The organism is Paraburkholderia sp. RL17-383-BIF-A (genome assembly GCF_046028015.1).
GTDB lineage: Bacteria > Pseudomonadota > Gammaproteobacteria > Burkholderiales > Burkholderiaceae > Paraburkholderia.
Genome location: NZ_JARESR010000012.1, coordinates 169,947 through 191,741, shown reverse-complemented (window position 1 = coordinate 191,741; position 21,795 = coordinate 169,947). Strand labels below are relative to the sequence as shown.

The window sequence follows — 21,795 nt, the reverse complement described above, 5'->3', positions numbered from 1 at the left end:
GCGGCTTCCGCCACGGTCAATGTAGCAGGCATGGCTCGCTATGGACCCGCGTCAGGCAGGCGGATCGAGCGCTTTCAAAAAGTCGACGAACGCGCGTAACGGTGCCGGCAAATGGCGACGCCCGGGATAGTAGAGAAACGGGCCTGAAAAACGCTGCCACCACGACTCCAGAATCGGCTCCAACGCTCCGCTGTCCAGATGCGGGCGCAGCATGTCTTCGAACAAATGAATGACACCCACGCCGGCGACAGCCGCGCTGATGGCCAGGTCGATTGCCGCGCCGGGCCGCACCAGCAGCGGTCCCGATGGATTCAACTGCAACACTTCGCCGTCGCGCTCGAAATACCAGATCGGCATTGCGCCCCCTGCGAACTGGCCGCGCAGGCACGCATGCGAAAGCAGTTCGCCCGGGTGGTCGGGGCGGCCGTGCTCGTCGAGATAGCCCGGCGCGGCCGCCGTGGCGAAGCGTTGCACGCGCGGCCCGATGGGAATCGCGATCATGTCCTGTTCGAGTCGCTCGTCGTAGCGAATGCCGGCGTCGCAGCCGATAGAGAGCACGTCGACGAAGCCATCTTCGACCACGACCTCGACGCGGATGTCGGGATACGCCTTCAGGAACGCCGCGATGATGGTCGGCAAGACGATCCGCGCGGCGCTCGACGGCACGTTCAGTTTGAGTGTGCCGGCCGGCTTGTCCCTGAATACGTTCAGCACGTCCAGCGCCGCTTCCATCTCGCTGAACAGCGGCGTCAGCTTCTCGATGAGGCGCAACCCGGCTTCAGTCGGGGCCACACTGCGCGTGGTGCGGTTGAGCAGGCGCAGACCGAGCTTTGCTTCGAGACGCCGCACGGCGATGCTCAAACTCGACGCCGAAACGTTGCTGATGCGCGCGGCGTCCCGAAAGCCGCCTGCGCGGGCAACCGAGACGAATGCGGCCAGATCGTTCAATTCCATGTCGATTGTTCACTTTATTAAACAACCTGTACACGTTAGATGGCTTTATTAAACAACGCAACCACGACCATACTCCTGCTCAACCACTCACCCAGGAGAGCAGCATGTCGAATCCCATCCTTACGGACACGTTCCCACTGGCCGGCCGTCCTGTGCGCCGCATGGGCTACGGTGCCATGCAACTGGCCGGACCTGGCGTATTCGGGCCGCCGAAAGATCGCCACGCGGCGCTTGCCGTGCTGCGCGAGGCCGTGGCGGCGGGCGTCAATCACATCGATACGAGCGACTTCTATGGGCCGCACGTCACCAACCAGTTGATTCGCGAAGCGCTGCATCCTTACTCCGACGACCTTGTGATCGTCACCAAAGTCGGCGCCGTGCGTGGCAGCGATGGCGCGTGGTTGCCGGCACTCGAACCGGAAGATATCGAGCGTGGCGTGCACGACAATCTGCGCAATCTCGGGCTCGACGTGATCGATGTCGTCAATATGCGGATGATGGGCAACGTGCATGCACCCGCTGAAGGTTCGCTCGAAAAACAGGTGACTGCCCTTGCCGAACTTCAACGGCGCGGGCTCGTGCGCCACATCGGCTTGAGCAACGTGACCGCCACGCAGATAACGGAGGCGCAGAGGATTGCCGAAATCGTCTGCGTGCAGAATCACTACAACCTCGTTCACCGGGAAGACGACACGCTGATCGACGACCTCGCGGAGAAGGGCATTGCCTATGTGCCGTTCTTTCCGCTCGGCGGCTTCACGCCGATTCAGTCGACCGCGCTTTCCGACATTGCGCGAACACTCGGCGCGACGCCGATGCAGGTGGCGCTCGCCTGGCTGTTGCATCGGTCACCGAACATTCTGCTGATCCCCGGCACGTCGACATTGGGGCATCTGCGCGAAAATCTGCAGGCGGCGCAGTTGAAATTGACCGACGACGTGTGCGCCCGGCTGGATGCGATAGGCGGCGCTAACGGCGAGGCGTGATAAAGGCTCTCGCCGGGTCCCTCAAGGATCGCGCGGCGCCCGGAGCCGACCCAAGCTGACGGGATCGTATGCTTCGCTGAAATTTGGTTGTAAGTCGCCGTTGCTAGAGTTCTCGAAGAGTTTTGCCGCCGGATACCGGACAGTGTTCTTCGGACACCTAGATAGGGAAGAGCGACAAACCATGAACAAAGCTCGTGCGTTCTGGCTCATTCTGATGCTGCTTTTAACGACGCCCGCCTGGGCATTCCAGGCCCGGGTCGTCGCCATTCCTAGCGTTGCGATGCATAAGTCGCTCGAAGCGACGGTCGTGCTGCCCGACCAATATGCGCGCGGCAAGGGGGCTGACCGCTTTCCCGTCGTCTATCTGTTGCACGGTTCGGGCGGCGACTATACCGACTGGACCTCGAATTCGCAGATAGGCAAGTTGGCCGACCGCTATCACGTGATACTCGTCATGCCCGACGGCGGTCACGAAAGCTGGTATATCGACAGCCCGGTCGATCCGCGCAGCCGATACGAAACCTATGTCGGTACGGAGGTCGTGACTTACGTCGACGCGCATTTCCGCACGATCGCGACGCGCGCGGCGCGCGCCATTACCGGCTTGAGCATGGGTGGATTCGGCGCATTGCATATCGCGCTGGACCGTCCGGACGAATTTGGCGCCGCGGGCAGTATCAGCGGAGCGGTGGATCCGCGCGGCTGCGAGGATGAGCCGGGCATCGACCGTGTTTTCGGCGATCCCACGCGGCATGCCGATTTCTGGAACAACGAGGCGATCGTGGAAAATGCGCGCAGTTTCGGCAACGCGCATATCGCTCTCACGATCGATTGCGGGGTGAACGACTCGCTGGTGCAGTCGAACCGCACGCTGCACGAGCGGCTGGTCGAACTCGGCGTGCCCCACGACTACGCGGAGCGGCCCGGCGGCCACACCTGGAAGTATTGGGCCAATGCGGTGCAGTATCAGGTGCTGTTCTTCGCCGGGGCGTTCAAGCGCAATGGGAGCAGCGCGACGAGCGCCGCGGCTTGAGTCCTGTGCCGTGCTTTGGGGCGGTTTCAGGCCGCCCGCCAATCCGTCAGTCGATGCCGTGAAATACCGCGTCGTCCGGTCCGAGATAGGCCGGCGGGCGCCATGCCGCATCGCGCATGGAATGCTGGACCAGTTTCTCGACGCCCAGCAGCACCGCGAAAATCGCCATCCGCACCGGAATGCCGTTGTCGGTTTGCCGGAAGATCGCCAGCCGCGAGTCGTGATTCAGGTCCACGCTCAGATCGTTCGCGCCAGGCCGGCTGTCGCGCGGCAGCGGGTGCATGATCAGCGTGTCGGCGCCGCACACGCTATCCACGAGAGCCTGATTGATCTGGAAATCCGGCGTGTAGCCTTCGAACGATTCGTCGGTGAAGCGCTCTTTCTGGATGCGCGTGGCGTACACCACGTCGGCGCCGCGCAGGCCGGCGGTCAGGTCGTGGGTCTGCTCGATCACGTGGTCGTTGCGCGAAATCTGCTCGATGATGTAGCTCGGCATTTCGAGCATGGGCGGCGAAATCAGCGTGAACTTGATGCCGCGATACAGCGCCAGCAGCTTGACCAGCGAATGCACGGTGCGCCCGTATTTCAGGTCGCCGACCAGCGCGATATGGGCGCCGTCGACAATCTTGCCGAGGCGCGAGAACTCACGCTGAATGGTGTACAGATCGAGCAGCGCCTGGCTCGGGTGTTCGCCCGGACCGTCGCCGCCGTTAATTACCGGCACATTCGTGGCGCGCGCGAATTCGGCCACCGAGCCTTGCTCCGGGTGGCGGATCACCAGCGCGTCCACATAGCCGCTCATCACGCGGCTGGTGTCGTAGATCGACTCGCCCTTGGCCATCGACGAAAAGGTGAAGCCGGTGGTGTCGCAGACCGAGCCGCCCAGCCGGCAGAACGCCGAGCCGAAACTCACACGGGTCCGTGTGCTGGCCTCGAAGAACAGATTGCCGAGCACCGCGCCTTCCAGCACACGGGAGATTTTGCGGCGGCGGGCGATGGGCTGCATGATGTCGGCCACGCGGAACAGCGCTTCCACTGAGTCGCGCGAGAATTGATCCACGGAGAGCAACTGCGGCTTGCCCTCGAATAGCATCTGGCTCGCGAGCGACTGCGAATCTACGCTTTGCGTATATTTTTCTCCCGGCTCACCGTGCACGACGATTTCCGACACGAAACGCTCGACGATTTCCGGCATGGCCCGCGATTCCTGCGAATCGTCCGGCAGGAGCCAGGTATCGAGCGCCCGGCGCGACACCCCGATGCGACTCGCGAACGTGTCGCGCGTCATATTCAGGCGACGCATCGCGTCGCGTAGGAAGGCTTGCTGCGGGACGCTCATTGAGGCACCTGTCGGAAGAGGGGAGTAGTGGGTGCGATGTACGCGTTGCGTATATTAATTTCCCTGCGCCAGAAGTCAAGTCATTTCGAGATGGGCTTTGCCAAGCCGCGCCGCTCGCGGTTACACTGCGTCTCATGCATTCCGGCCCAACATTCAGACTCCGCCTGTCGACCTTCGCACGCCTCGCTTTTGCGAGCGCCGTAGTCGCACGCGCGTGTGATTCGAACGTCAGCGCCAAAGCCAAAAAACAGCCGCTCATCTGACCGGAGCACGCTGTTCCGTCAGATGCGACGGAACAGCCGGTCAACGCCCCTTGGGCACTTCCTGTCTTTCCTCCCTCGCACGCTGCACGGAATCGATACGGTCGTCATCGAGGTAAGGACATGTCTATTTTTTCGGGTATCTGGGTTCCGCTCATCACGCCGTTCGCCGACGGCGCCGTCGATCACGCCGCCTTGCGCGCGCTGGTGCGCCGCTATACAGGCGCGGGCATTGCCGGGCTGGTCGCGCTCGGCACGACCGGCGAACCGGCCGCGCTCGACGCCGCCGAGCAGGACGCCGTGCTGGCGACGATTCTCGACGAAGCTCAGGCCGCCGCTCGCCAGGCGCAAGACGCGCGGGCGCTACCGGTGGTGGTCGGCGTGTCGGGCAATCACACGGCGAGCATGCGCGAGCGCATCGAGCAGCTGAATCCGCTGCCGATTGCCGGTGTGCTGATGGCCGCCCCGTACTACATCCGGCCTTCGCAAGCCGGAATTGTCGACCACTTCACAGCGCTTGCGGATGCGAGCGAGAAGCCGGTGGTGCTGTACGACATTCCGTATCGAACCGGCGTGCGGCTCGAACTCGACACGCTGCTCACGCTTGCCGCCCATCCGCGGATTCAGGCGATAAAGGATTGCGCCGGTTCGCTCGACACCACGCTCGCGCTGATTCGCGACGGCCGCCTGCGGGTGCTCGCGGGTGAGGACATCAATATTTTGAGCAACTTGTGTCTGGGGGGCAGCGGGGCGATTGCGGCGTCCGCGCATCTGCGGCCCGAGCGCTTTGTCGCGCTATATCGCGCGCTGGCGGCAGGGCGGCTCGACGAAGGCCGGCGCATTTTCCATGCGCTCGCGCCGCTGATCCAGGCGCTGTTCGCCGAACCGAACCCCGCGCCCGTCAAGGCAATGCTCGCCGCGCAAGGACTGATACGCGACGAACTGCGCATGCCGATGACGCGTGCCAGCAGTGCGCTGCGCGAGCGGCTCGAAGCGTTGGCTGAACGGGAGCGGATCGAATCGCGGGAAGCCGCGGCGTCGGTTTGAGCGAAGCGCTCATGGCGAATGAGCCCGCGTGCGGGTCATGGCGCGGCGTCTTGCTTCGCTGGCCGGCAGCGCACTCGACGAGCGCGCGACCGGCTGAACGGCCGGAATATCAGACCGGTCCCGGCAGCGATTGGCGCTGCGCGGGCGTGTCCCGGCCGAACCCATCGTCGGGCGCGTGCCGGGTATGGCGATCCGCGCGCGTTGCCTGGGTGGTGGCAAGGTGTTCCATGGCGCCACGCTCGAGCGTGGCGAGCATGTTCATTTCGACCATCTGCAGTTTGAACGCCAGCACCATCAGTCCGCTCGCCAGCAGCAGGTCGCCCGCGAACACGACCGCGTAAAGCGCGGACGTGTATTGCGGATTGCCGAGCAGCAGCGACACGTTGGTGCGATCGAGCAGCACGAGAACAAGCGGCGCGGCTGCGTTGAGTGTGACGATCGTGCCGCCGATCATCGCGATCAGGCGAGCAGGCCCGAGGTGCGGACGGCGCCGCCGGCACACTTCATACAGCGTGGCCGCGCGAACAGGCAGGAAAAACAGCACGAGCAGGCCGGCGCGCAACACCATCGGAACCTTGAAGAGCAGAGCGCATCCGTAGAGCGCGCAGAACACGGCCGTGCCGGCAAGTCCGGCACGCCACGGCGCCTTCATGCCGAACAGCTCGCGCGCGCCCGCCCAGATCAGCATGCGGCTTTGCAGCGCGAGCGTCGCGGTGGCGATCAAGAGCGCGTCGTAATGCCATGTGAAATGCAACGCGAAGCAGGCCGAAGACGCGGCGAGCAGATAGAAACCAACCGCCCAGAAGCGGAACGCGACGACGCGCGCGAACATATGCGACAGCGCGGTCGTAACGAGGGCACCGCATAAAAACGTGATCAACCACAACGAAGTAAGCGTTGCCACATCAAATTTCATGAACTCTCCGACACCCTGAGCTGCCTGTTATTGTTTATTCTTCATCGCGATCCGCCGCTGCCGCCGCTCGCGCAGCCGCTATCGGCCACGCCGCACTGCATGCTTCAGCAGATCGCCATGTCACGCAGCGATCATTCTTTCCCGCAGCAGATTGCCGAAGTCGCTGGCGTTGAGCGGCTTGCCGAGCAGGAAGCCTTGCATCTCATCGCACATCATCGTCCTCAGCATGTCGAGTTGCGATTCGGTTTCGACACCCTCCGCCACCACATCCATTTCCAGCGAGTGCGCAAGCGCGATGATCGCCGACACGATCGCGCTGCCTTCCGGTCCGTGCGCGTCGAGCCCGTTGGTAAAGAAGCGGTCGATCTTCAGTTGCTTGACGCGAAAACGCTGCAGATAAGCGAGGCTCGAATAGCCGGTGCCGAAGTCGTCGATCGCGATCTCGAAGCCGCATGCCTGAAACTGGCGGATCATCTCGATGGTTTTGGGTGCGTCCTGCATGGCCACGGTTTCGGTGATCTCGAACATGATCTGACTGCATTCCACGCCTTCGGCCTGGACGATCTCAAGCATGCTCGCGACGAGGTTCGGCTGCAGCATCTGGCGTGGCGACAGGTTGACCGCCACTTTCATCGACGGCAAACCTTGCGCGATCCAGTGGCGAATCTGCCGGCACGTTTCGCGCACGACCCAGTAGCCGATCTGCACGATCTGCCCTGAGCGCTCGGCGATCGGAATGAACTCGAGCGGCGTGACTTCGCCGAGTTGCGGATGATGCAGGCGGATCAGCGCTTCGGCGCCCGCGAGCGACTCGCCGCTACCGTTGAACTTCGGCTGGAAGTGCAGCGAGAAATGGCCGGCGGCGAGCGCGTCGTGCAACGCGTTCTGAATCTGCAGCGTGCGCATGGCCGCTTCGTTCATGCTGCGCTCGAAGAAGCGAAAGGTGCTGCGGCCCGCGCGTTTGGCTTCGTACATGGCCGCGTCCGCGTGTTTGAGCAGCGTGTCGACGCTGTCGCCGTCATGCGGATAGAGTGCGATGCCGATACTCGGCATGACCTGGAGCGGCTGGGAGTCGGTCCACATGCCCATGCGCATCCGGTCGAGCACGCCATCGGCCAGCGCGCCGGCGTCTTCGCGCGAGCCGAGGTTTTCCGCCAGCACCACGAATTCGTCGCCGCCGAGCCGCGCCACCGTGTCGCTCGCGCGCACGCACAGCAGCAGGCGCTGCGCAAACGCGGTCAGCACCTGGTCGCCGACCGAGTGGCCGAGCGAATCGTTGATCGTTTTGAAGCCGTCGAGGTCCATGAAGAGAACCGCGCACATGGAGCGCTGCCGCTGCGCGCGCTGGATCGCGTGTTCGATGCGCTCGGTCAGCGTGCTGCGGTTCGGCAGTCCGGTCAGGGCGTCGAGCGTGGCGAGCTGCACGATCTGGCCATTCAGTCTCGACACCGAGCCGACCAGAAAGGTTGTGCGCGCATCGAAACGCGACAGCATCAGCGTGACGGTCAGAATGGCAAAGGTGAACAGGATCACCGAGGTCGCGAGCCACGTGGTGTTCACGCCCTTGGCCGCGCCGCACACGGCACCCGCCGGAAACCCGGCGGCGGCCATGCCGGCGTAATGCATGCCGCTGATGGCGACGCCCATCACCAGCGCCGCGGCGATACGCTTGCGCACCACGTGACGCGCGTCGTCGTCGCTGAGCGCGCGCGCGAGCCACAGCGCGGCGCTCGACGCGCCGACGGCGATGGCCAGCGAGGCGGCGAACCACGCCGGTTGATAAACGATGCCTGGCGTCATCTGCATCGCCGCCATGCCGACGTAGTGCATGCCGGCGATGCCGCATCCCATCACCACGCCGCCCGCCAGCAGCCGGCCTGCCCTCAACTGTTCATGGGTCGTGATGTGCAGCGCCAGATATGAAGCGCCGGTCGCGAGTCCGAGCGAAGCGGCGGTGGTCGCGAAGTCGTAGCCGAGCGGAATCGGCAGCGAAAAGGCGAGCATGGCGATGAAGTGCATCGACCAGATGCCGACACCGAGTGCCGCGGCGCCGCCCAGGCGCCATGCGCGCCGCGCACGTGGCGAGGCCAGCAGGAAGATCCGGCCGGTCAGATCGAGTGCCGTATAGGACGCGAGCGTCGCGACGGCGAACGAAATGACCACCAGCCAAAGGTTATATGAGCTCTGCATGTCTAGTCCAACCGCCGAAAGGGAAGCGGCTGAACATGTTATCGACCGTTCGCGACAAATATTTAATTCGTTTTCAACATGTTAGCCCCAGCTTTCGGCCACTTCGCCGGTGCGCGGGTCGTGCCGGGGCGAAACTTTCGGTGAGTGAGCGGGTAATTGCCGCCGCTCGACGGCGCGAGGGGGGGGCTGACGGGAGGCGTCGTGATAAGCGGCATGGCGTTTGCGCGCCGGTAGGACCGCCACCGATGCATCGGCGCGCGGCGTGGCTCGATCAAAACGCTCATGCGCCAGGCACGGTGCATGCGGAGTCGGGAGTCGCAGGTGTTTTCTCGTCGCGTTCCTGCGCGCGCACCCTATTTCGCCAGAGCGGCTGCTCTGAGACCCACGGTGGGGCATTCCGCATACGCGTTCGTCATCGCCGACAAACCTGGTTTTTCAATGAATGTCCCTCTGCTCCGTCAGTCCTTCCGCCTCTCATGGCGTGAAGCACTCCAGCGGCGCCCGCAATCTTTTCTGGAGAAATGCGATGTTCGTACACAACAAGCGACTTCAATACACCGTCCGTGTAGCGATGCCCAATCCCGGTCTGGCCAATCTGCTTCTTGAACAGTTCGGCGGCCCGCAAGGTGAACTGGCCGCGGCGTGCCGCTATTTCACGCAGGCGGTTAGCGAGGACGATCACGGCAGGCGAGACATGCTGTTTGACATCGCAACGGAAGAACTCAGTCATCTGGAGATCGTCGGCTCAATTGTCGCGATGCTCAACAAGGGCGCGAAGGGTCAACTTGCCGAAGGCGTGGAGCAGGAGGCCGAGCTTTACCGTTCACTCACGGGAGGCGGCAACGATTCGCACACTACCGCTTTGCTCTACGGTGGCGGCCCGGCCTTGACCAATTCGGCGGGCGTGCCGTGGACGGCTGCCTACATCGATACGATCGGCGAGCCGACCGCGGATCTGCGGTCGAATATTGCCGCGGAGGCCCGAGCGAAGATTGTCTACGAACGGTTGATCAATGTGACCGACGACCCAGGTATCAAGGAGGCGCTCGGCTTTCTCATGACGCGCGAGATTGCGCATCAGAAATCGTTTGAGAAAGCCTTGCACTCTATCCAGCCCAACTTCCCGCAGGGGAAATTGCCCGGCGTTCCAGAATTTACCAACGTTTATTACAACATGTCCGACGGTGACGACGCGCCGCGCGGTCCCTGGAATGAAGGTCCCGGTTGGGACTTCGTCGACAAGCCGCAGCCGGCGGTGGACGGCGGCGATGGTCTCGCGAGCGTTCAGGTTTCGGAACAGGAGGTCGAAGTGTTGAGTGCGATGGCGTCGCGAACGGCTTCCGCGACCGGAACCGACCCTGTCACCGGGGCTGACCTCGGCGCCGGGCAGCATGCCGCCGTAGCGAAGTAACAGCTGGCGAAGTCGCAGCGAAGTAACAGCGTTCGTAGTCGAAGTCACCGTCGCCGGCCCCGCCACGTGGGCCGCGGCGTTTCGTTTCAGTCGTCCGCGCAGCACACATGGCGTGATGGGCGTCCGGACGACGCCACCTTGCGGCGCATCCCGCGCCGAACCACAACGGAGTCTTTATGTACCCTCAAATCTCGGATCAGTTCTCCTCGCGTCAACGTGACACGGCAATCGAAGTTGCCTTCGACTGCAACACCGAAGTGCTTGCCGGGGTCGAGAAAGTTGTCGAGCTCAACATCCAGACCGTCAAGACATCGTTGTCCGAGCAGCAGGCATTGGCGGACGCGGCACTTTCTGCTCAATCGCTCAGTGAAGTCTTCGATCTCCAGTCGCAGCAATTCCCGGCTGCAGTCACGAAGACCTTTGCCTATTGGCGGCATGTGGAAGAGATTGCCGCCGACACGCGAATCGGCTTATTCAACGCGATGCAGGCGCATTTCGGTAGTTCTTTGAATACGCTCGCTGAAATGGTCGACATGGCTTGTGGCAACGCCTTCGTTCAGGAGCGCGGCGGCATTCTGGACCTGCCTGGCATGGCGCAATCCACGGTCGCCTCTGCTGAGCGGGTAGGCATTGTGGATAGCTCGGGCAGGGTGGTTTCTTCGGACGACGTTCGAGGCGACTTGCATTGAGTAGCATTGGACGGCGCCGTGTCTGACGGACGAGTCTTTTTCCATTCCGTCTATGTTGGCGTGTCGTGGTTGCCGTGCGATGGCGCTATTCGGCCACTCGCACGGCATCCGCTAAAGAACCGGCAGCCGTCACGCGCTCCAGTATTGCTGGCCACGCGACTGTTTCGTCCACGCCTGCCCGTTGCCGGCAGGGGGCGAATGAATGGCGGAGGAGAGTGGGAACGGCTGTTGCGCTGCGACTAGGTAACGGCGCCATACCGACGCGCCAGCAGCGAGAGAAAACCCATGAATTCCATTTCTGAAAATCGCGCTTGCCAGGATCATTCGACCGGAGGGCAGCGCGAGTACGTTTCGAGCGCGGTGCCCGTGCGCGTGCTCGTCGTGGATGATTCGCGTCCGTCGGCTGATGCGCTTAGCGCGTATCTACAGGCCGGCGGCATGAACGTGCGAACCGTCTACCACGGCTCGGACGCCGTGAGGGAAGCGAAGGCGTGGCTCCCTGATTGCATTGTTCTCGATGTCGCCATGCCCGGCCTGTCCGGCATTGGTGTGGCTGCGGCGCTTCGGAGAATCGAGGCGACGGGAAAGATTCCCCTTCTGGCATTTACCGCGTTCGATACCGCCGATTACATCCGCGAAATGAAAGAGGTCGGTTTCGATGCCGTTTGCCGGAAGCCTGCAGAACTGCCGCAACTCGAGAACATGATTTTCAGGTTGCTCCGGCATGAACCAGTGGGAAACGCTGAGTCGGCGCCATCCCCTCTATCGGATAGTTCAGCGTCGGCGCAGCGAAGCGGCAGTTGAATTTCGCTGCCGCCCCCTTCGGCGCACTTGGCAAAAACATCGCAGCGCCGCCCCGCCGCGTATTAACTCGCGGGGGCGAGCATGAACCAGAACATGGCGACCGCGGCAATTCCCATCGCTCCCGTAGCGGCCCAACCGGCGACCGACAGGCGTCTCGAGATGACGAAGCTGCCCATTATCTTCGGATTCACCGCCATGAACATCATGAGCGCCATGATGGGCACGGACACGACTCCGTTGATCACCGCACTCCAGTAAAGCGCCTTGACGGGATCGATACTCGTGAATCCCATCGCGAGACCAATAAGGGTCGACAGCACGACGATGCCGTAAAACCGTTTCGCCAGTTGCGGTTTCAGCGCGAGGCTGTTTCGCCAGTTGAAGGCGCCGGCCATGGCATACGCGGCGGAACCGGCCAGCACGGGTAAGGCGAGCAGGCCAGTACCGACGATGCCCAGACTGAACAGAACGAACGCAAACCTTCCTGCAATCGGCTTCAAGGCGAGCGCCGCTTGCGACGAGGTCTGGATGTCCGTTAGGCCGTGGGCGTTGAGGGTGGCGGCAGTCGTCAGGATGATGAAAAAAGCGACCAGGTTGGAAAAGCCCATTCCGACCCACGTATCCATCCGGATCCGCCGCAAACTGGCCGGTCCTTGTCCGGGTGCGTTCTTCAATGCCCGCTGCCCGGTTGCGGCGCGCATTTCCTCAACCTCCTGCGACGCCTGCCAGAAGAACAGATAGGGGCTGATGGTGGTGCCAAGCACGGCGACCACGGTGGTGACGTAGTCGCTTTTCCATGACAGATGTGGACTGACGGTACGCACGATGACCGTGTGCCACGGAATATCGACGACAAACACCGTGCCGACGTAGGCGAATAATGCAAGGGTCAGCCATTTCAGCACGTGCACGTAACTGCGGTATGGAATGAAGACCTGCAGCAGAACTGACAACAGGCCGAGCGCAAGCGTGTAAATGTGCGTCGGGCCGCCGATCACCAGGTTCACTGCGGCGCCCATTGCGGTCAGATCCGCCGCGATATTGATCGTATTGGCGACCAGCAGCAGGAAAACCGATCCATAGAGCAGCCAGGCCGGATAGTGGCGCCGGATGTTGGTTGCGAGTCCATGGCCACTCACGCGTCCCAGTCGGGCGCTGACGACCTGAATGGCAACCATCAACGGATACGTGACGATGACGGTCCACAGCATGTTGAAGCCGAACTGCGCGCCGGCCTGCGAATAGGTTGCGATTCCGCTGGGATCGTCGTCCGCCGCGCCGGTGATGAGGCCGGGTCCGAGCTTTTCGAGCCACGACTGAACCTCGGGGTCCGGCTTATCGGACGGGTCCATGTTGATATCCATCATTGAGCCCTTGAGTATCCGTGCCCGCGATGTCGCGGGAATCGCGAGAGTCTGCCCTATCAATCTTACAAGCCGGTACACCGTGGCTCTCATAGCGGCCGCCGGGCGCGGAGCTTGCTGACGGGACTTGAAACCACACAGCGGAGCGCGCGATGAAATCCTTGACCCTCGACCAGTTCAAGACGCAACTGGCGTCGATGTTGCGCGACATTCCTTACGGCACCAGTGCCGACCTGACAGGCTACGCTATCGCGTTCTGGAATGGCAGTAAGGTTATCTACGCATTCGTCTCCAGTGACGATTCCGGAATTATCGAGGACGAGTTCGAGTTGAGCGACTACGAGTGGGATCACTGGCACGACGATTTTGTGACCTGGATCAACGAACCGATGTTCAGCGTCCGGCCCGAACTTCATAAGAGGACCTACGCGGCGCCCGCCGACAACGGCGCACGTTAGCGCTTGCCGTAGCGGGCAGCCGTGGCGTGATGTTGCCGGAATATGTCAATCAGGCCACTGGTTGCTCGCCCATGAGACCGGGAGAATGCATGTCAACGATTCACCCACAAGGAGCCTTATATGTCCCCGGTCATCTCCCCGGTCTCAGCCGTTCCTGCAGCAGATAGCGCCGCGGCGCTCGCCCACTTCAGCTCGCTGTTGTCATTCGAAACAGATTGCGCCGACGTACACGCGGCGCTTGAAACCAGGCTTGAAGCCAGTGATGGGCTCGCTATGGATTTTGTCCTGCTCGACGTGCGTGGCCCCGCACTTTTCGCCCGCGGCCATGTGCCTCGCGCCGTGAACCTCCCGCATGGCAAGATCGTCGAGTCCAAGCTTGCCGATTATCCGCCCGACACACTCTTCGTCACGTATTGCGCGGGTCCTCACTGCAACGGAGCCACGCGCGCCGCAATCAGGCTCGCCCGCCTCGGTCGTCCGGTCAAGGTCATGACCGGCGGCGTGACAGGTTGGCTCGACGAGGGTTTCCAGCTTGCCATCGAGAATGAGGCGTTGGCTTGACTGTTTGTGAACAATAGACTCGAAACGGACCACGAAGCGTTTGGCTGAATCCGGCGAGTTGCAGCCGCCCGATGTACCAGCTATTTCAAGCGCTGCCGTGGGGCGCCGCCGCGCATGTTCATACTGCGCGCGGCGGCCCACGCAGACCATACGGTCGGGCAGGGCAGTGCCGCGCGCCCGGCACACAACGCCGCACGTTTGCCATAACGTGATGTCATGGACCCCACAACAATTGCGGCATTGTCGCCAAAAAATAGATTCACTATATTTGGCTCAACGCGCATTACATCCACGATATCTTTCGCCAAACCGTTTCGAGGACATAGTCGTGATCAAGAAGCCAACGTTGCGCCCGCTTGCAGCGGTTCTGATTCTTGGCGTCGCGGGCCTCGTGCCTGCGTGTCTGACGCCTGCTTTCGCTGCCGGGAAGATTACCTTTGTCTCTCAAGGCGGGACCTATCAGGAAGCCCAGACCAAAGCCATCCTCGACCCGGCTGCGAAGCTGCTGAATATCACCGTGAACCAGGACAGCATTCCGGACGCGTGGCCACAGATCAAGGCTCAGGCCGCCACCGGCAAGCCGATCTGGGACGTGGTGGACACGCCGACTTCCAACTGTCTGCGCGGCGGCAAGGAAGGGCTGCTGGAGAAGCTCGACTTCGCGAAGATTCCGAATGCGGCGGCCATGCCGGAGAAGTACCGCACGCCGTACTCGGTCGCGTACGAGTTCTATTCGACCGTGATCGGCTATAACAAGAAGACATTGAAGAAGGTGCCGCAAAGCTGGGCCGATTTCTGGAACGTGAAGGCGTTCCCCGGCACCCGTGCGCTGCGCAACGACCCGCAGACCGTGCTCGAAGCCGCACTGCTCGCGGACGGCGTGCCGCGCGACAAGCTCTATCCGCTCGACGTGGATCGCGCGTTCAGGAAGCTGCAGCAGATCAAGCCGGACGTGACCGTCTGGTGGACTTCGGGTGGTCAGTCGGCGCAATTGCTGCACGACGGCGAAGTCGACATGACGATGATCTGGAACGGTCGCGCGAGCGCCGTGCGCAAGGACAATCCGGACATCGACTTCACGTACAACGACGGCATTCTGCAGAACACGCAGTTGTGTGTGCTGAAGAACGCGCCGAACCTGCCCGATGCGATCAAGTTCCTCAACGCGGCCGTGTCGCCCGACTTGCAGGCCAACCTGCCGCTGTATATCGACTACGGGCCGGGCAATCCTGCGGCCTTCAAGACCGGCAAAATCGACGCCAAGCGCGCGAGCGAGTTGCCGAGTTCACCGGAGAACGCGTCGAAGCAGGCGTTGATGTCGGAGGAATGGTGGGCGTCGGACGCCGGCATTCAGGCGAAGGCGCGCTGGCTCAAGTTCATGCAGTAAGCGAAAGACCTGGTTGCGCACGCGCGGGTTGCTGGACAGTTGAATGTCAAACCCGCGCGCCAATCCCAGCGGTTTTTTTGCGCGTCCCGCACCGCGCATCGTCTGCGCATACATCGAACGTGATCGACTATCTGATTCTCGGCGGCGGCTCGGCCGGCTGCGTGCTGGCCGCGCGTCTTTCCGAAGACGCGGGCAAGACCGTCTGCCTCGTCGAGGCCGGCCGCAATATCTCGCGAACGGACATGCCCGCAACGGTGCGCAGCCGTTATCCGGGCCGCGCCTATCTCGACACCACGAACATCTGGCAGCGCCTGAAGGCACGCATGAGCGCCTCGGCCGCGACACGCCGTTACGAGCAGGCGCGCCTGCTCGGCGGCGGTTCGGCGATCAACGCGCTGATGGCGAACCGCGGCGCGCCGGCCGATTACGACGAATGGCACGCCCAAGGCGCGCACGGCTGGAACTGGGCCGCCTGTCTGCCGTACTTCCGCAAGCTCGAAACCGATTGCGACTTTGACGGCGCGCTGCACGGCGCGAGCGGGCCGGTCCGGATCCAGCGCACGCCGTGGGCGCGCATCTCGCCATTCGTACGCGCGGTGCTCGACACGCTCGACGCGCGTGGCTACACGCGGCATGACGACCAGAACGGCACGTGGCAGGACGGCACGTTCATCGGTTCGATCGCAGTGAGCGAAGCGGGCGAGCGCATCCCGACCTCGGTCTGCTATCTCGACGACGCCGTGCGCGCCCGGCCGAATCTCACGATCCGCACGCACACGCTGGTTGAACGCGTGCTGTTCGACGGCAAGCTCGCCATCGGCGCGCGGCTCGTCGGCGAAGACGGGGTGAGCGAAGCAGTGCGCGCCAGACAGGTGATCATCTGCGCGGGCGCGATTCACAGCCCGGCCCTTCTGATGCGAAGCGGCATTGGTCCGGCGTCCGAGCTGACCGCACTCGGTATCGAGGTGCTGGCCGATCGCGGCGGTGTCGGCGGCAATCTGATGGAACATCCGTCGATCGCCGTATCCGCGGTTCTGCCGCGCGCCGCCCGCACGTTATATCCCGACGAGCATCACGAGCAGGCGATCGTGCGTTTTTCTTCGGGCGTGCGCGGCGCGGTGCCCGGCGACATGCACGGCGCGATCCTGTCGCGATCGGGTTGGCACTCGGTCGGTTACCGGCTCGGCACGCTCTTTTTCTGGGTCAACAAGTCGTACTCGCGCGGCCGCGTGAGCCTCGTGTCGGCCGATCCGCACGACGAACCCGCTGTCGACTTCAACATGCTGTCCGACGCGCGCGATCTCGAACGGCTGAAGCTCGCGCTGCGCTTCGGCGCCCGGACTCTGGCCGATCCGCTGATGGCGAGGCACCGCACCACGCTGCTGCCTTCGAGCTATTCACCCCGCGTGGCGAGCGTGGCCGTGCCGGGCGCGTGGAATGCATTGCAGCGCGGCCTGCTGAGCGCGCTGCTCGACATTGCCGGACCGTTGCGCGGCTGGCTCGTGCGGTGTGTGGTCACGCAAGGCGTGACGCTCGACGAACTGCTTGCCGACGATCACGCGCTGACGCGTTTCGTGACGCGCTCGGTGGGCGGCACCTGGCATCCGTCTGGAACCTGCCGCATGGGCGCCGCCGACGATCCGCTCGCCGTGTGCGACGCGCGCGGCGCGGTATATGGCGTCAGCGGACTTTACGTATGCGATGCGTCGTTGATGCCTTCGATTCCGTGCGCGAACACGAATGTGCCGACCATCATGATCGCGGAGCGGATTGCGGATATGTTGCGCGAACGCGCGTGAATGTGATGCCGGGCCGTCGCATTGCAACGCGACGGCCCGGTGCTTGTTTCAAGCGGTGAATGTTTTGCCTACCTCCAGGCATTTAGCCCAGCAAGGGCCGAACACAGTTAGTCGCCAAACCCCACAATGCCCTTCACTTCGAGAAACGCCTCGAGTCCCCATTCGGCGTACTCGCGGCCGTTGCCCGACTGCTTGTATCCGCCGAACGGCGAGCCCGCGTCCCATGACGGGTAGTTCAGATACACGCTGCCGGCACGGAGCCTGAACGCCACGCGCCGCGCGCGGTCCAGATCGGCGGATTGAACGTAGGCCGCGAGTCCGAAGGGACTGTCGTTGGCGATCGCGATGGCTTCTTCCTCGTCGCGGTACGGCATGATCGCGAGCACCGGGCCGAAGATCTCCTCGCGCGCGATCGTCATGGAGGGACGCACGTCCGCGAACACGGTGGGTTGCACGTAGAAGCCACGCTCAAGACCCGGCGGACGCCCGAGGCCGCCGGCCACGACCTGCGCGCCTTCGTCGATACCGGCCGCGATGAGCCGCTCCACGCGCTCGAACTGCACGCCGCTGACAACCGGACCCATTGTCGTACGCTCGTGGTCGGCGGGGCCGACACGTTGCGCTTGCGCGGCCCGCCGCGCGATCGCCACGGCTTCGTCGTGACGTGCCGCGGGGACGAGCATGCGCGTCGGCGCATTGCATGATTGCCCGCTGTTGTTGAAGCACGAGTTGACGCCGGCCGTGACCGCCGCCTCGAAATCGACGTCGTCCAGCAGAATGTTCGCGGACTTGCCGCCCAGTTCCTGGTGCACGCGCTTGACTGTCGGCGCCGCGAGCTTCGCAATTTCAACGCCCGCGCGCGTCGACCCGGTGAACGACACCATATCGACGTCGGGGTGTGCCGCGAGCGCCGCGCCGACCGTCGGCCCGTCGCCGTTGACGAGGTTGAAGACGCCCGGCGGCACGCCCGCGGCGTCGAGTATCTCCGCGAACAGCAGGGCGTTCAGCGGCGTGACTTCACTGGGCTTGAGCACCATCGTGCAACCGGCCGCGATGGCGGGCGCGGCCTTGCAGACGATCTGATTGATCGGCCAGTTCCACGGCGTGATGAGCGCGACCACGCCCACCGGTTCGTGATTGACGAGCGTCGTGCCCTTCCGGCGCTGCCAGGCGAACGTCTCACACGTGCGGATCAGTTCTTCGAGATGCCGCCGGCCTATGCCGGCCTGCCACGCATGCGCCATGGCGCGCGGCGCGCCGAGTTCGCGCGAAATGGTGTCGCCCATCTCGTCGTGACGTTCGAGAAACACCTCGAGAATGCGGCGGATCAACGCGAGGCGTTCGGCCGGCGTGGTCTGCGAGAACGACGTGAACGCGCGTTTCGCGGCGGCTACCGCGCGATCGGCATCGGCGGGCGTGCCCATCGCCACTTCGGCGAAGGCTTCCTCGGTACAGGGATCGACGACGGAGCGGCGTGCGTTGCCCAACGGCTCGACCCACGCGCCGTCGATATAGAACTTCAGTGCATTGACCATGTAATAGGTATCTTGAGGAAAGAAATCAGGCGCGTGCCGCGCCCGAACGGCGGCTCACCACGACGATCATCACAAGGCACAGCGTGAGCGCGGTCAGCATCGTGCTGATCGCGGCGATGGTCGGGTCGATCTCGTCACGCAGCGTCACGAACATGCGGCGCGTCAGCGTCTGGTTCGAACCGCCCGACACGAAGAGCGCGACCACCGTTTCGTCGAGCGCCTGGATGAACACGAACACCGCACCGGAGATGACGCTTGCCTTGATCTGCGGCAGCGTAACCGTCATGAAGCTGCGAAACCGATTCATGCCGAGGCTGCGCGCGACCATTTCCTGCGTGCGGTCGAAGGTGCGCAGATCGGCGCCGACCGAAATCAGCACATAAGGCAGGCCGAGCATCGTATCGGCCAGAATCAGGCCGCCGAGCGTGTTCACGTAGCCGGCCTGAGAGTACACGAAGAACACGCCCACCGCGACAATGATGATCGGCACCATCAGCGGCAACATCAGCAGTGTGCGCAGATAGCGCATGATCCAGTGCGTGCCGTTCTGGATCGCGTAGGCGGCGGCCACGCCGAGCGGCGTGGCGATCAGCGCGGCGCAAATCGACGCGGTGAGCGTCACGCGCGCGGCGTCGATCCATGCGGGATTGTCGAAGAACGAGTGATACCAGCGCAGCGAGTAGGCCGGCGGCGGGAACGTCATGAAGCGCGTATCGGAGAACGACAGCGGCACGACGATCAGCACCGGTACCATCAGGAACAGCAGGATCAGCACGACGATCGCGCCGAGGACGATCCGTCCGAACGGGAGTTTGCTCATTTCGCGCCCAGGGTCTTTTCGAGTGGCACCACGCGGCTCGCGGCATAGAAAATCGCGAACACGCAGATCAGCAGCACGACGCTCACCGCGCTCGCCGCCCCCCAGCTGTTGTAGATCTCGATGTTGCGGCTCACGACCATCGACACCATGATCGACTTGCCGCCGCCCATCAGTTCAGGCGTGATGTAGAAGCCGAGGCAGAGCACGAACACGAGCGTCACGCCTGCGAACACGCCGCTCATCGACAGCGGCAGGAACACGCGCAGGAACACGTGCAGCGGCGAGCCGCCCAGGCTCGCGCCGGCTTGCGAAAGATTCGACGGGATTTTCTGCATTGCCGAATAGAGCGGCAGCACCATGAACGGCAGCAGGATGTGAACCATCGCGATCACCGTGCCGAACTGGTTATAGGCGAGTTGCACCGGCCGGTCGACGAGGCCCGACGCGATCAGCGCCTTGTTGACCAGCCCCGTGCGCTGCAGCAGGACGAGCCACGCGTAGGTGCGCACCAGCACGCTGGTCCAGAACGGCAGAATCACCATACCGAGCACGAGCGCGCTCAGCTTCGGCGGCAACGAGGCGGCGAAGTAGGCCACCGGATAGCCGAGCAGCAGCGTGATGACGGTCACGATGATACTGAGCTTGAAGGTCAGCAAGAACGTTTCGAGGTAAGCGCCCGTGAACATGCGCCGGTAGTTTTCGAGCGTGAAGCCGTCGTGATAGATGGACTGCCACGACAGCCACGCGAGCGGCACGACCAGCAGCACGACGATCACGAGGAGCGCCGGTGTCATTAGCAGCAGCATGGTGCGATCCTCGCGGCGCTGATAGCGCGTGGCGGGATCGGACTCGGTGGCTTGCGTCAAGGTGGTTCCCTGGAGCATCCGCTTGGCGGTTGTCATCATGCACCTACGGCGTCGAGAAACTGATACCACGCCGCGACGAGTCTCACACCCGGCGCGCGCAGCGAATGAAAGGGCACGGGCCGCAAGCCGGGCGCGCCGAGCAGCGAGAGCTCCGGCGTCTCGCCGAGCGCGAGCGCGGCGGCATGCTGGCCGAGCAGACTCGCCATCGCGACGCCTGCTCCGTTATACCCCAGACAAAAGGTCGTGGCGTCATCGCTGCGTCCGACATGCGGCAACGAATTGAACGTCATGCCCACATACCCCGACCAGCGATAGTCCACGCGCACGTCCGCAAGATCCGGAAAGAGCGCGACCATGGCGCGCTGCAGCGCGTCGAAGCCGGTCGTTTGCCCCTCCTTGCCGAACGCGTCGCGTCCGCCGAACAGCATGCGGCCGTCCACCTTGCGGAACCACTTCATCATGCGCCGCGTTTCGGTGTAGCTGCGGCGCTCGACCATCAGGCGCGCGTCGAGCTCGGCGGGAAGCCGCTCGGTGGCGATCATCGCGCTGCGAAACGGCACGAGTTCACGCTGATACGCCGCGGTGGCCGGCGTGAGATCGGAGTAGGCATTGGTCGCGACGATCACCTGCTTCGCGCGCACCGTGCCGGCGGGCGTGCGCAGCGTTACGCGCGGCTCGCCGGGAGCGCGGTGCATCTGCTGCACCGGCGTCGATTCGTGGATCGGCACGCTGCGCAGCGTAAGGCCGCGCGCGAGTCCGCACACGTATTCGAGCGGCAGGATCGTGCCGGCGTCCGCGCTCAGCACGCCGCCGACAAAACCTTTCGAGCCCGTCTCGTGTTCGATCTCGGCGCGCGATTGCACGGTCATCGTGGTATCGCCGAGTTGCGTGCGGACCCAGTCGGCCTCCGCGCGAATCGCGGCGAAGGCGGCCTCCGTGTGGGCGCAGCGCAAGCTGCCGGTCGCCTCGAAGCGGGCGCGCGTGAGCTGGAATTCGTCGACCAGCGTCTCGACGACCCGCACGCCCTCGTGCGCGAGCCGGTGCATGCGCTTGGCGGTATCGAGGCCGTGCAGTTTGTCGATCGTGGGAAACGACAGTCTGAACTTGGACGACACCACGCCACCATTGCGGCCGCTCGCGCCCCAGCCCACCGGATTCGCATCGAGCACCACGCAGTCGACGCCGCGCTTTTGCAGCGCATACGCGGCGGCGAGGCCCGAGTAGCCCGCGCCGATCACGGCGACCTCGACCTCGAGATCGCGCGTGAGCGGCACGCCGGTGCTGAGCGTCGCACCGGCGCCGGGCGAGGCGGCTAGGAGCGCCCGCCACAGCGAATCAGGCGCGGGCGTGTGGGGTGGCGTCGGCGCGAGCATCGG

Annotated in this window: 19 protein-coding genes; 10 read left to right on the top strand and 9 right to left on the bottom strand. The window is 63.6% G+C overall.

Annotated elements, in window-relative coordinates:
• Positions 1-51 precede the first annotated feature (51 nt).
• Positions 52-954, bottom strand: a complete 903-nt coding sequence (locus P0D71_RS16755) for a LysR family transcriptional regulator (protein ID WP_408481086.1) — start codon at positions 952-954, stop codon at positions 52-54.
• A gap of 104 nt (positions 955-1,058) precedes the next feature.
• On the opposite strand from P0D71_RS16755, the gene P0D71_RS16750 reads away from it, so the two are divergent.
• Entirely contained in the window at positions 1,059-1,940 is an 882-nt protein-coding gene (locus P0D71_RS16750; RefSeq protein ID WP_408481084.1) for an aldo/keto reductase family oxidoreductase, read from the top strand.
• A gap of 181 nt (positions 1,941-2,121) precedes the next feature.
• Positions 2,122-2,973: an alpha/beta hydrolase gene (locus P0D71_RS16745; protein ID WP_091802694.1), complete on the top strand. Its 852-nt coding sequence runs from the start codon at positions 2,122-2,124 to the stop codon at positions 2,971-2,973.
• 46 nt (positions 2,974-3,019) lie between these two features.
• On the opposite strand, the gene P0D71_RS16740 is transcribed toward P0D71_RS16745, so the two are convergent.
• Positions 3,020-4,312, bottom strand: coding sequence for an aspartate carbamoyltransferase (locus tag P0D71_RS16740; protein WP_091802691.1), 1,293 nt, complete (start codon positions 4,310-4,312; stop codon positions 3,020-3,022).
• A gap of 383 nt (positions 4,313-4,695) precedes the next feature.
• Here P0D71_RS16740 and dapA point away from each other — a divergent pair, with 383 nt between their 5' ends.
• On the top strand, positions 4,696-5,619 hold the full coding sequence (gene dapA / locus P0D71_RS16735; RefSeq protein WP_408481082.1) for a 4-hydroxy-tetrahydrodipicolinate synthase: 924 nt from the start codon (positions 4,696-4,698) through the stop codon (positions 5,617-5,619).
• Positions 5,620-5,728: 109 nt separating this feature from the next.
• On the opposite strand, the gene P0D71_RS16730 is transcribed toward dapA, so the two are convergent.
• Positions 5,729-6,535 carry a hypothetical protein gene (locus P0D71_RS16730; protein WP_091802684.1) on the bottom strand — a complete coding sequence of 269 codons (807 nt, stop codon included), beginning with the start codon at positions 6,533-6,535 and terminating at the stop codon, positions 5,729-5,731.
• Positions 6,536-6,655: 120 nt separating this feature from the next.
• The gene (locus tag P0D71_RS16725; RefSeq protein WP_408481080.1) at positions 6,656-8,725 is read right to left on the bottom strand and encodes a putative bifunctional diguanylate cyclase/phosphodiesterase; all 2,070 of its coding nucleotides are present in this window, start codon (positions 8,723-8,725) and stop codon (positions 6,656-6,658) included.
• 526 nt (positions 8,726-9,251) lie between these two features.
• Here P0D71_RS16725 and P0D71_RS16720 point away from each other — a divergent pair.
• From P0D71_RS16720 to P0D71_RS16710, 3 genes are all read left to right on the top strand, one after another.
• Positions 9,252-10,136, top strand: coding sequence for a manganese catalase family protein (locus P0D71_RS16720; RefSeq protein ID WP_408481078.1), 885 nt, complete (start codon positions 9,252-9,254; stop codon positions 10,134-10,136).
• 176 nt (positions 10,137-10,312) lie between these two features.
• Entirely contained in the window at positions 10,313-10,825 is a 513-nt protein-coding gene (locus P0D71_RS16715; protein WP_091802675.1) for a phasin family protein, read from the top strand.
• A gap of 366 nt (positions 10,826-11,191) precedes the next feature.
• Complete coding sequence (locus tag P0D71_RS16710; protein ID WP_408481076.1) at positions 11,192-11,629, top strand: response regulator; 438 nt, start codon at positions 11,192-11,194, stop codon at positions 11,627-11,629.
• 62 nt (positions 11,630-11,691) lie between these two features.
• Here the strand turns inward: P0D71_RS16710 and P0D71_RS16705 are convergent, their stop codons facing one another.
• A complete protein-coding gene (locus tag P0D71_RS16705) occupies positions 11,692-12,981 on the bottom strand; it encodes an NRAMP family divalent metal transporter (RefSeq protein ID WP_408481074.1) in 1,290 nt (429 codons plus the stop codon).
• Positions 12,982-13,145: 164 nt separating this feature from the next.
• Between P0D71_RS16705 and P0D71_RS16700 the strand changes: the two genes are divergently transcribed.
• From P0D71_RS16700 to P0D71_RS16685, 4 genes are all read left to right on the top strand, one after another.
• Positions 13,146-13,451 carry a hypothetical protein gene (locus P0D71_RS16700; RefSeq protein WP_091802669.1) on the top strand — a complete coding sequence of 102 codons (306 nt, stop codon included), beginning with the start codon at positions 13,146-13,148 and terminating at the stop codon, positions 13,449-13,451.
• Between the two features lie 120 nt (positions 13,452-13,571).
• The gene (locus tag P0D71_RS16695; RefSeq protein ID WP_091802666.1) at positions 13,572-14,012 is read left to right on the top strand and encodes a rhodanese-like domain-containing protein; all 441 of its coding nucleotides are present in this window, start codon (positions 13,572-13,574) and stop codon (positions 14,010-14,012) included.
• A 328-nt stretch (positions 14,013-14,340) separates the two neighbouring features.
• Entirely contained in the window at positions 14,341-15,399 is a 1,059-nt protein-coding gene (locus tag P0D71_RS16690) for an ABC transporter substrate-binding protein (protein ID WP_408182155.1), read from the top strand.
• A gap of 119 nt (positions 15,400-15,518) precedes the next feature.
• Positions 15,519-17,198: a GMC family oxidoreductase gene (locus P0D71_RS16685; RefSeq protein ID WP_408481072.1), complete on the top strand. Its 1,680-nt coding sequence runs from the start codon at positions 15,519-15,521 to the stop codon at positions 17,196-17,198.
• A gap of 107 nt (positions 17,199-17,305) precedes the next feature.
• Here P0D71_RS16685 and P0D71_RS16680 read toward each other — a convergent pair whose 3' ends face one another.
• Genes P0D71_RS16680 through P0D71_RS16665 form a run of 4 tightly spaced genes read right to left on the bottom strand, consistent with a single transcriptional unit; the run spans position 17,306 to position 21,792 of the window.
• Complete coding sequence (locus P0D71_RS16680) at positions 17,306-18,733, bottom strand: aldehyde dehydrogenase family protein (protein ID WP_091802660.1); 1,428 nt, start codon at positions 18,731-18,733, stop codon at positions 17,306-17,308.
• Positions 18,734-18,758: 25 nt separating this feature from the next.
• Positions 18,759-19,553 carry an ABC transporter permease gene (locus tag P0D71_RS16675; RefSeq protein WP_408182148.1) on the bottom strand — a complete coding sequence of 265 codons (795 nt, stop codon included), beginning with the start codon at positions 19,551-19,553 and terminating at the stop codon, positions 18,759-18,761.
• Positions 19,550-20,458: an ABC transporter permease gene (locus tag P0D71_RS16670; RefSeq protein WP_408348146.1), complete on the bottom strand. Its 909-nt coding sequence runs from the start codon at positions 20,456-20,458 to the stop codon at positions 19,550-19,552. Before P0D71_RS16670 ends, P0D71_RS16675 begins: the two co-directional genes overlap by 4 nt.
• Positions 20,455-21,792 (bottom strand): NAD(P)/FAD-dependent oxidoreductase, encoded by a 1,338-nt coding sequence (locus P0D71_RS16665; protein WP_408481069.1) that lies wholly within the window; start codon positions 21,790-21,792, stop codon positions 20,455-20,457. Before P0D71_RS16665 ends, P0D71_RS16670 begins: the two co-directional genes overlap by 4 nt.
• Positions 21,793-21,795 lie beyond the last annotated feature (3 nt).

Excerpts from the sequence above, each read along its gene's own strand:
- P0D71_RS16755 (WP_408481086.1), bottom strand. The coding sequence starts at position 954 with ATGGAATTGAACGATCTGGCCGCATTCGTCTCGGTTGCCCGCGCAGGC.
- P0D71_RS16750 (WP_408481084.1), top strand. The coding sequence starts at position 1,059 with ATGTCGAATCCCATCCTTACGGACACGTTCCCACTGGCCGGCCGTCCT.
- P0D71_RS16745 (WP_091802694.1), top strand. The coding sequence starts at position 2,122 with ATGAACAAAGCTCGTGCGTTCTGGCTCATTCTGATGCTGCTTTTAACG.
- P0D71_RS16740 (WP_091802691.1), bottom strand. The coding sequence starts at position 4,312 with ATGAGCGTCCCGCAGCAAGCCTTCCTACGCGACGCGATGCGTCGCCTG.
- dapA (WP_408481082.1), top strand. The coding sequence starts at position 4,696 with ATGTCTATTTTTTCGGGTATCTGGGTTCCGCTCATCACGCCGTTCGCC.
- P0D71_RS16730 (WP_091802684.1), bottom strand. The coding sequence starts at position 6,535 with ATGAAATTTGATGTGGCAACGCTTACTTCGTTGTGGTTGATCACGTTT.
- P0D71_RS16725 (WP_408481080.1), bottom strand. The coding sequence starts at position 8,725 with ATGCAGAGCTCATATAACCTTTGGCTGGTGGTCATTTCGTTCGCCGTC.
- P0D71_RS16720 (WP_408481078.1), top strand. The coding sequence starts at position 9,252 with ATGTTCGTACACAACAAGCGACTTCAATACACCGTCCGTGTAGCGATG.
- P0D71_RS16715 (WP_091802675.1), top strand. The coding sequence starts at position 10,313 with ATGTACCCTCAAATCTCGGATCAGTTCTCCTCGCGTCAACGTGACACG.
- P0D71_RS16705 (WP_408481074.1), bottom strand. The coding sequence starts at position 12,981 with ATGGACCCGTCCGATAAGCCGGACCCCGAGGTTCAGTCGTGGCTCGAA.
- P0D71_RS16700 (WP_091802669.1), top strand. The coding sequence starts at position 13,146 with ATGAAATCCTTGACCCTCGACCAGTTCAAGACGCAACTGGCGTCGATG.
- P0D71_RS16695 (WP_091802666.1), top strand. The coding sequence starts at position 13,572 with ATGTCCCCGGTCATCTCCCCGGTCTCAGCCGTTCCTGCAGCAGATAGC.
- P0D71_RS16680 (WP_091802660.1), bottom strand. The coding sequence starts at position 18,733 with ATGGTCAATGCACTGAAGTTCTATATCGACGGCGCGTGGGTCGAGCCG.
- P0D71_RS16675 (WP_408182148.1), bottom strand. The coding sequence starts at position 19,553 with ATGAGCAAACTCCCGTTCGGACGGATCGTCCTCGGCGCGATCGTCGTG.
- P0D71_RS16670 (WP_408348146.1), bottom strand. The coding sequence starts at position 20,458 with ATGATGACAACCGCCAAGCGGATGCTCCAGGGAACCACCTTGACGCAA.
- P0D71_RS16665 (WP_408481069.1), bottom strand. The coding sequence starts at position 21,792 with ATGCTCGCGCCGACGCCACCCCACACGCCCGCGCCTGATTCGCTGTGG.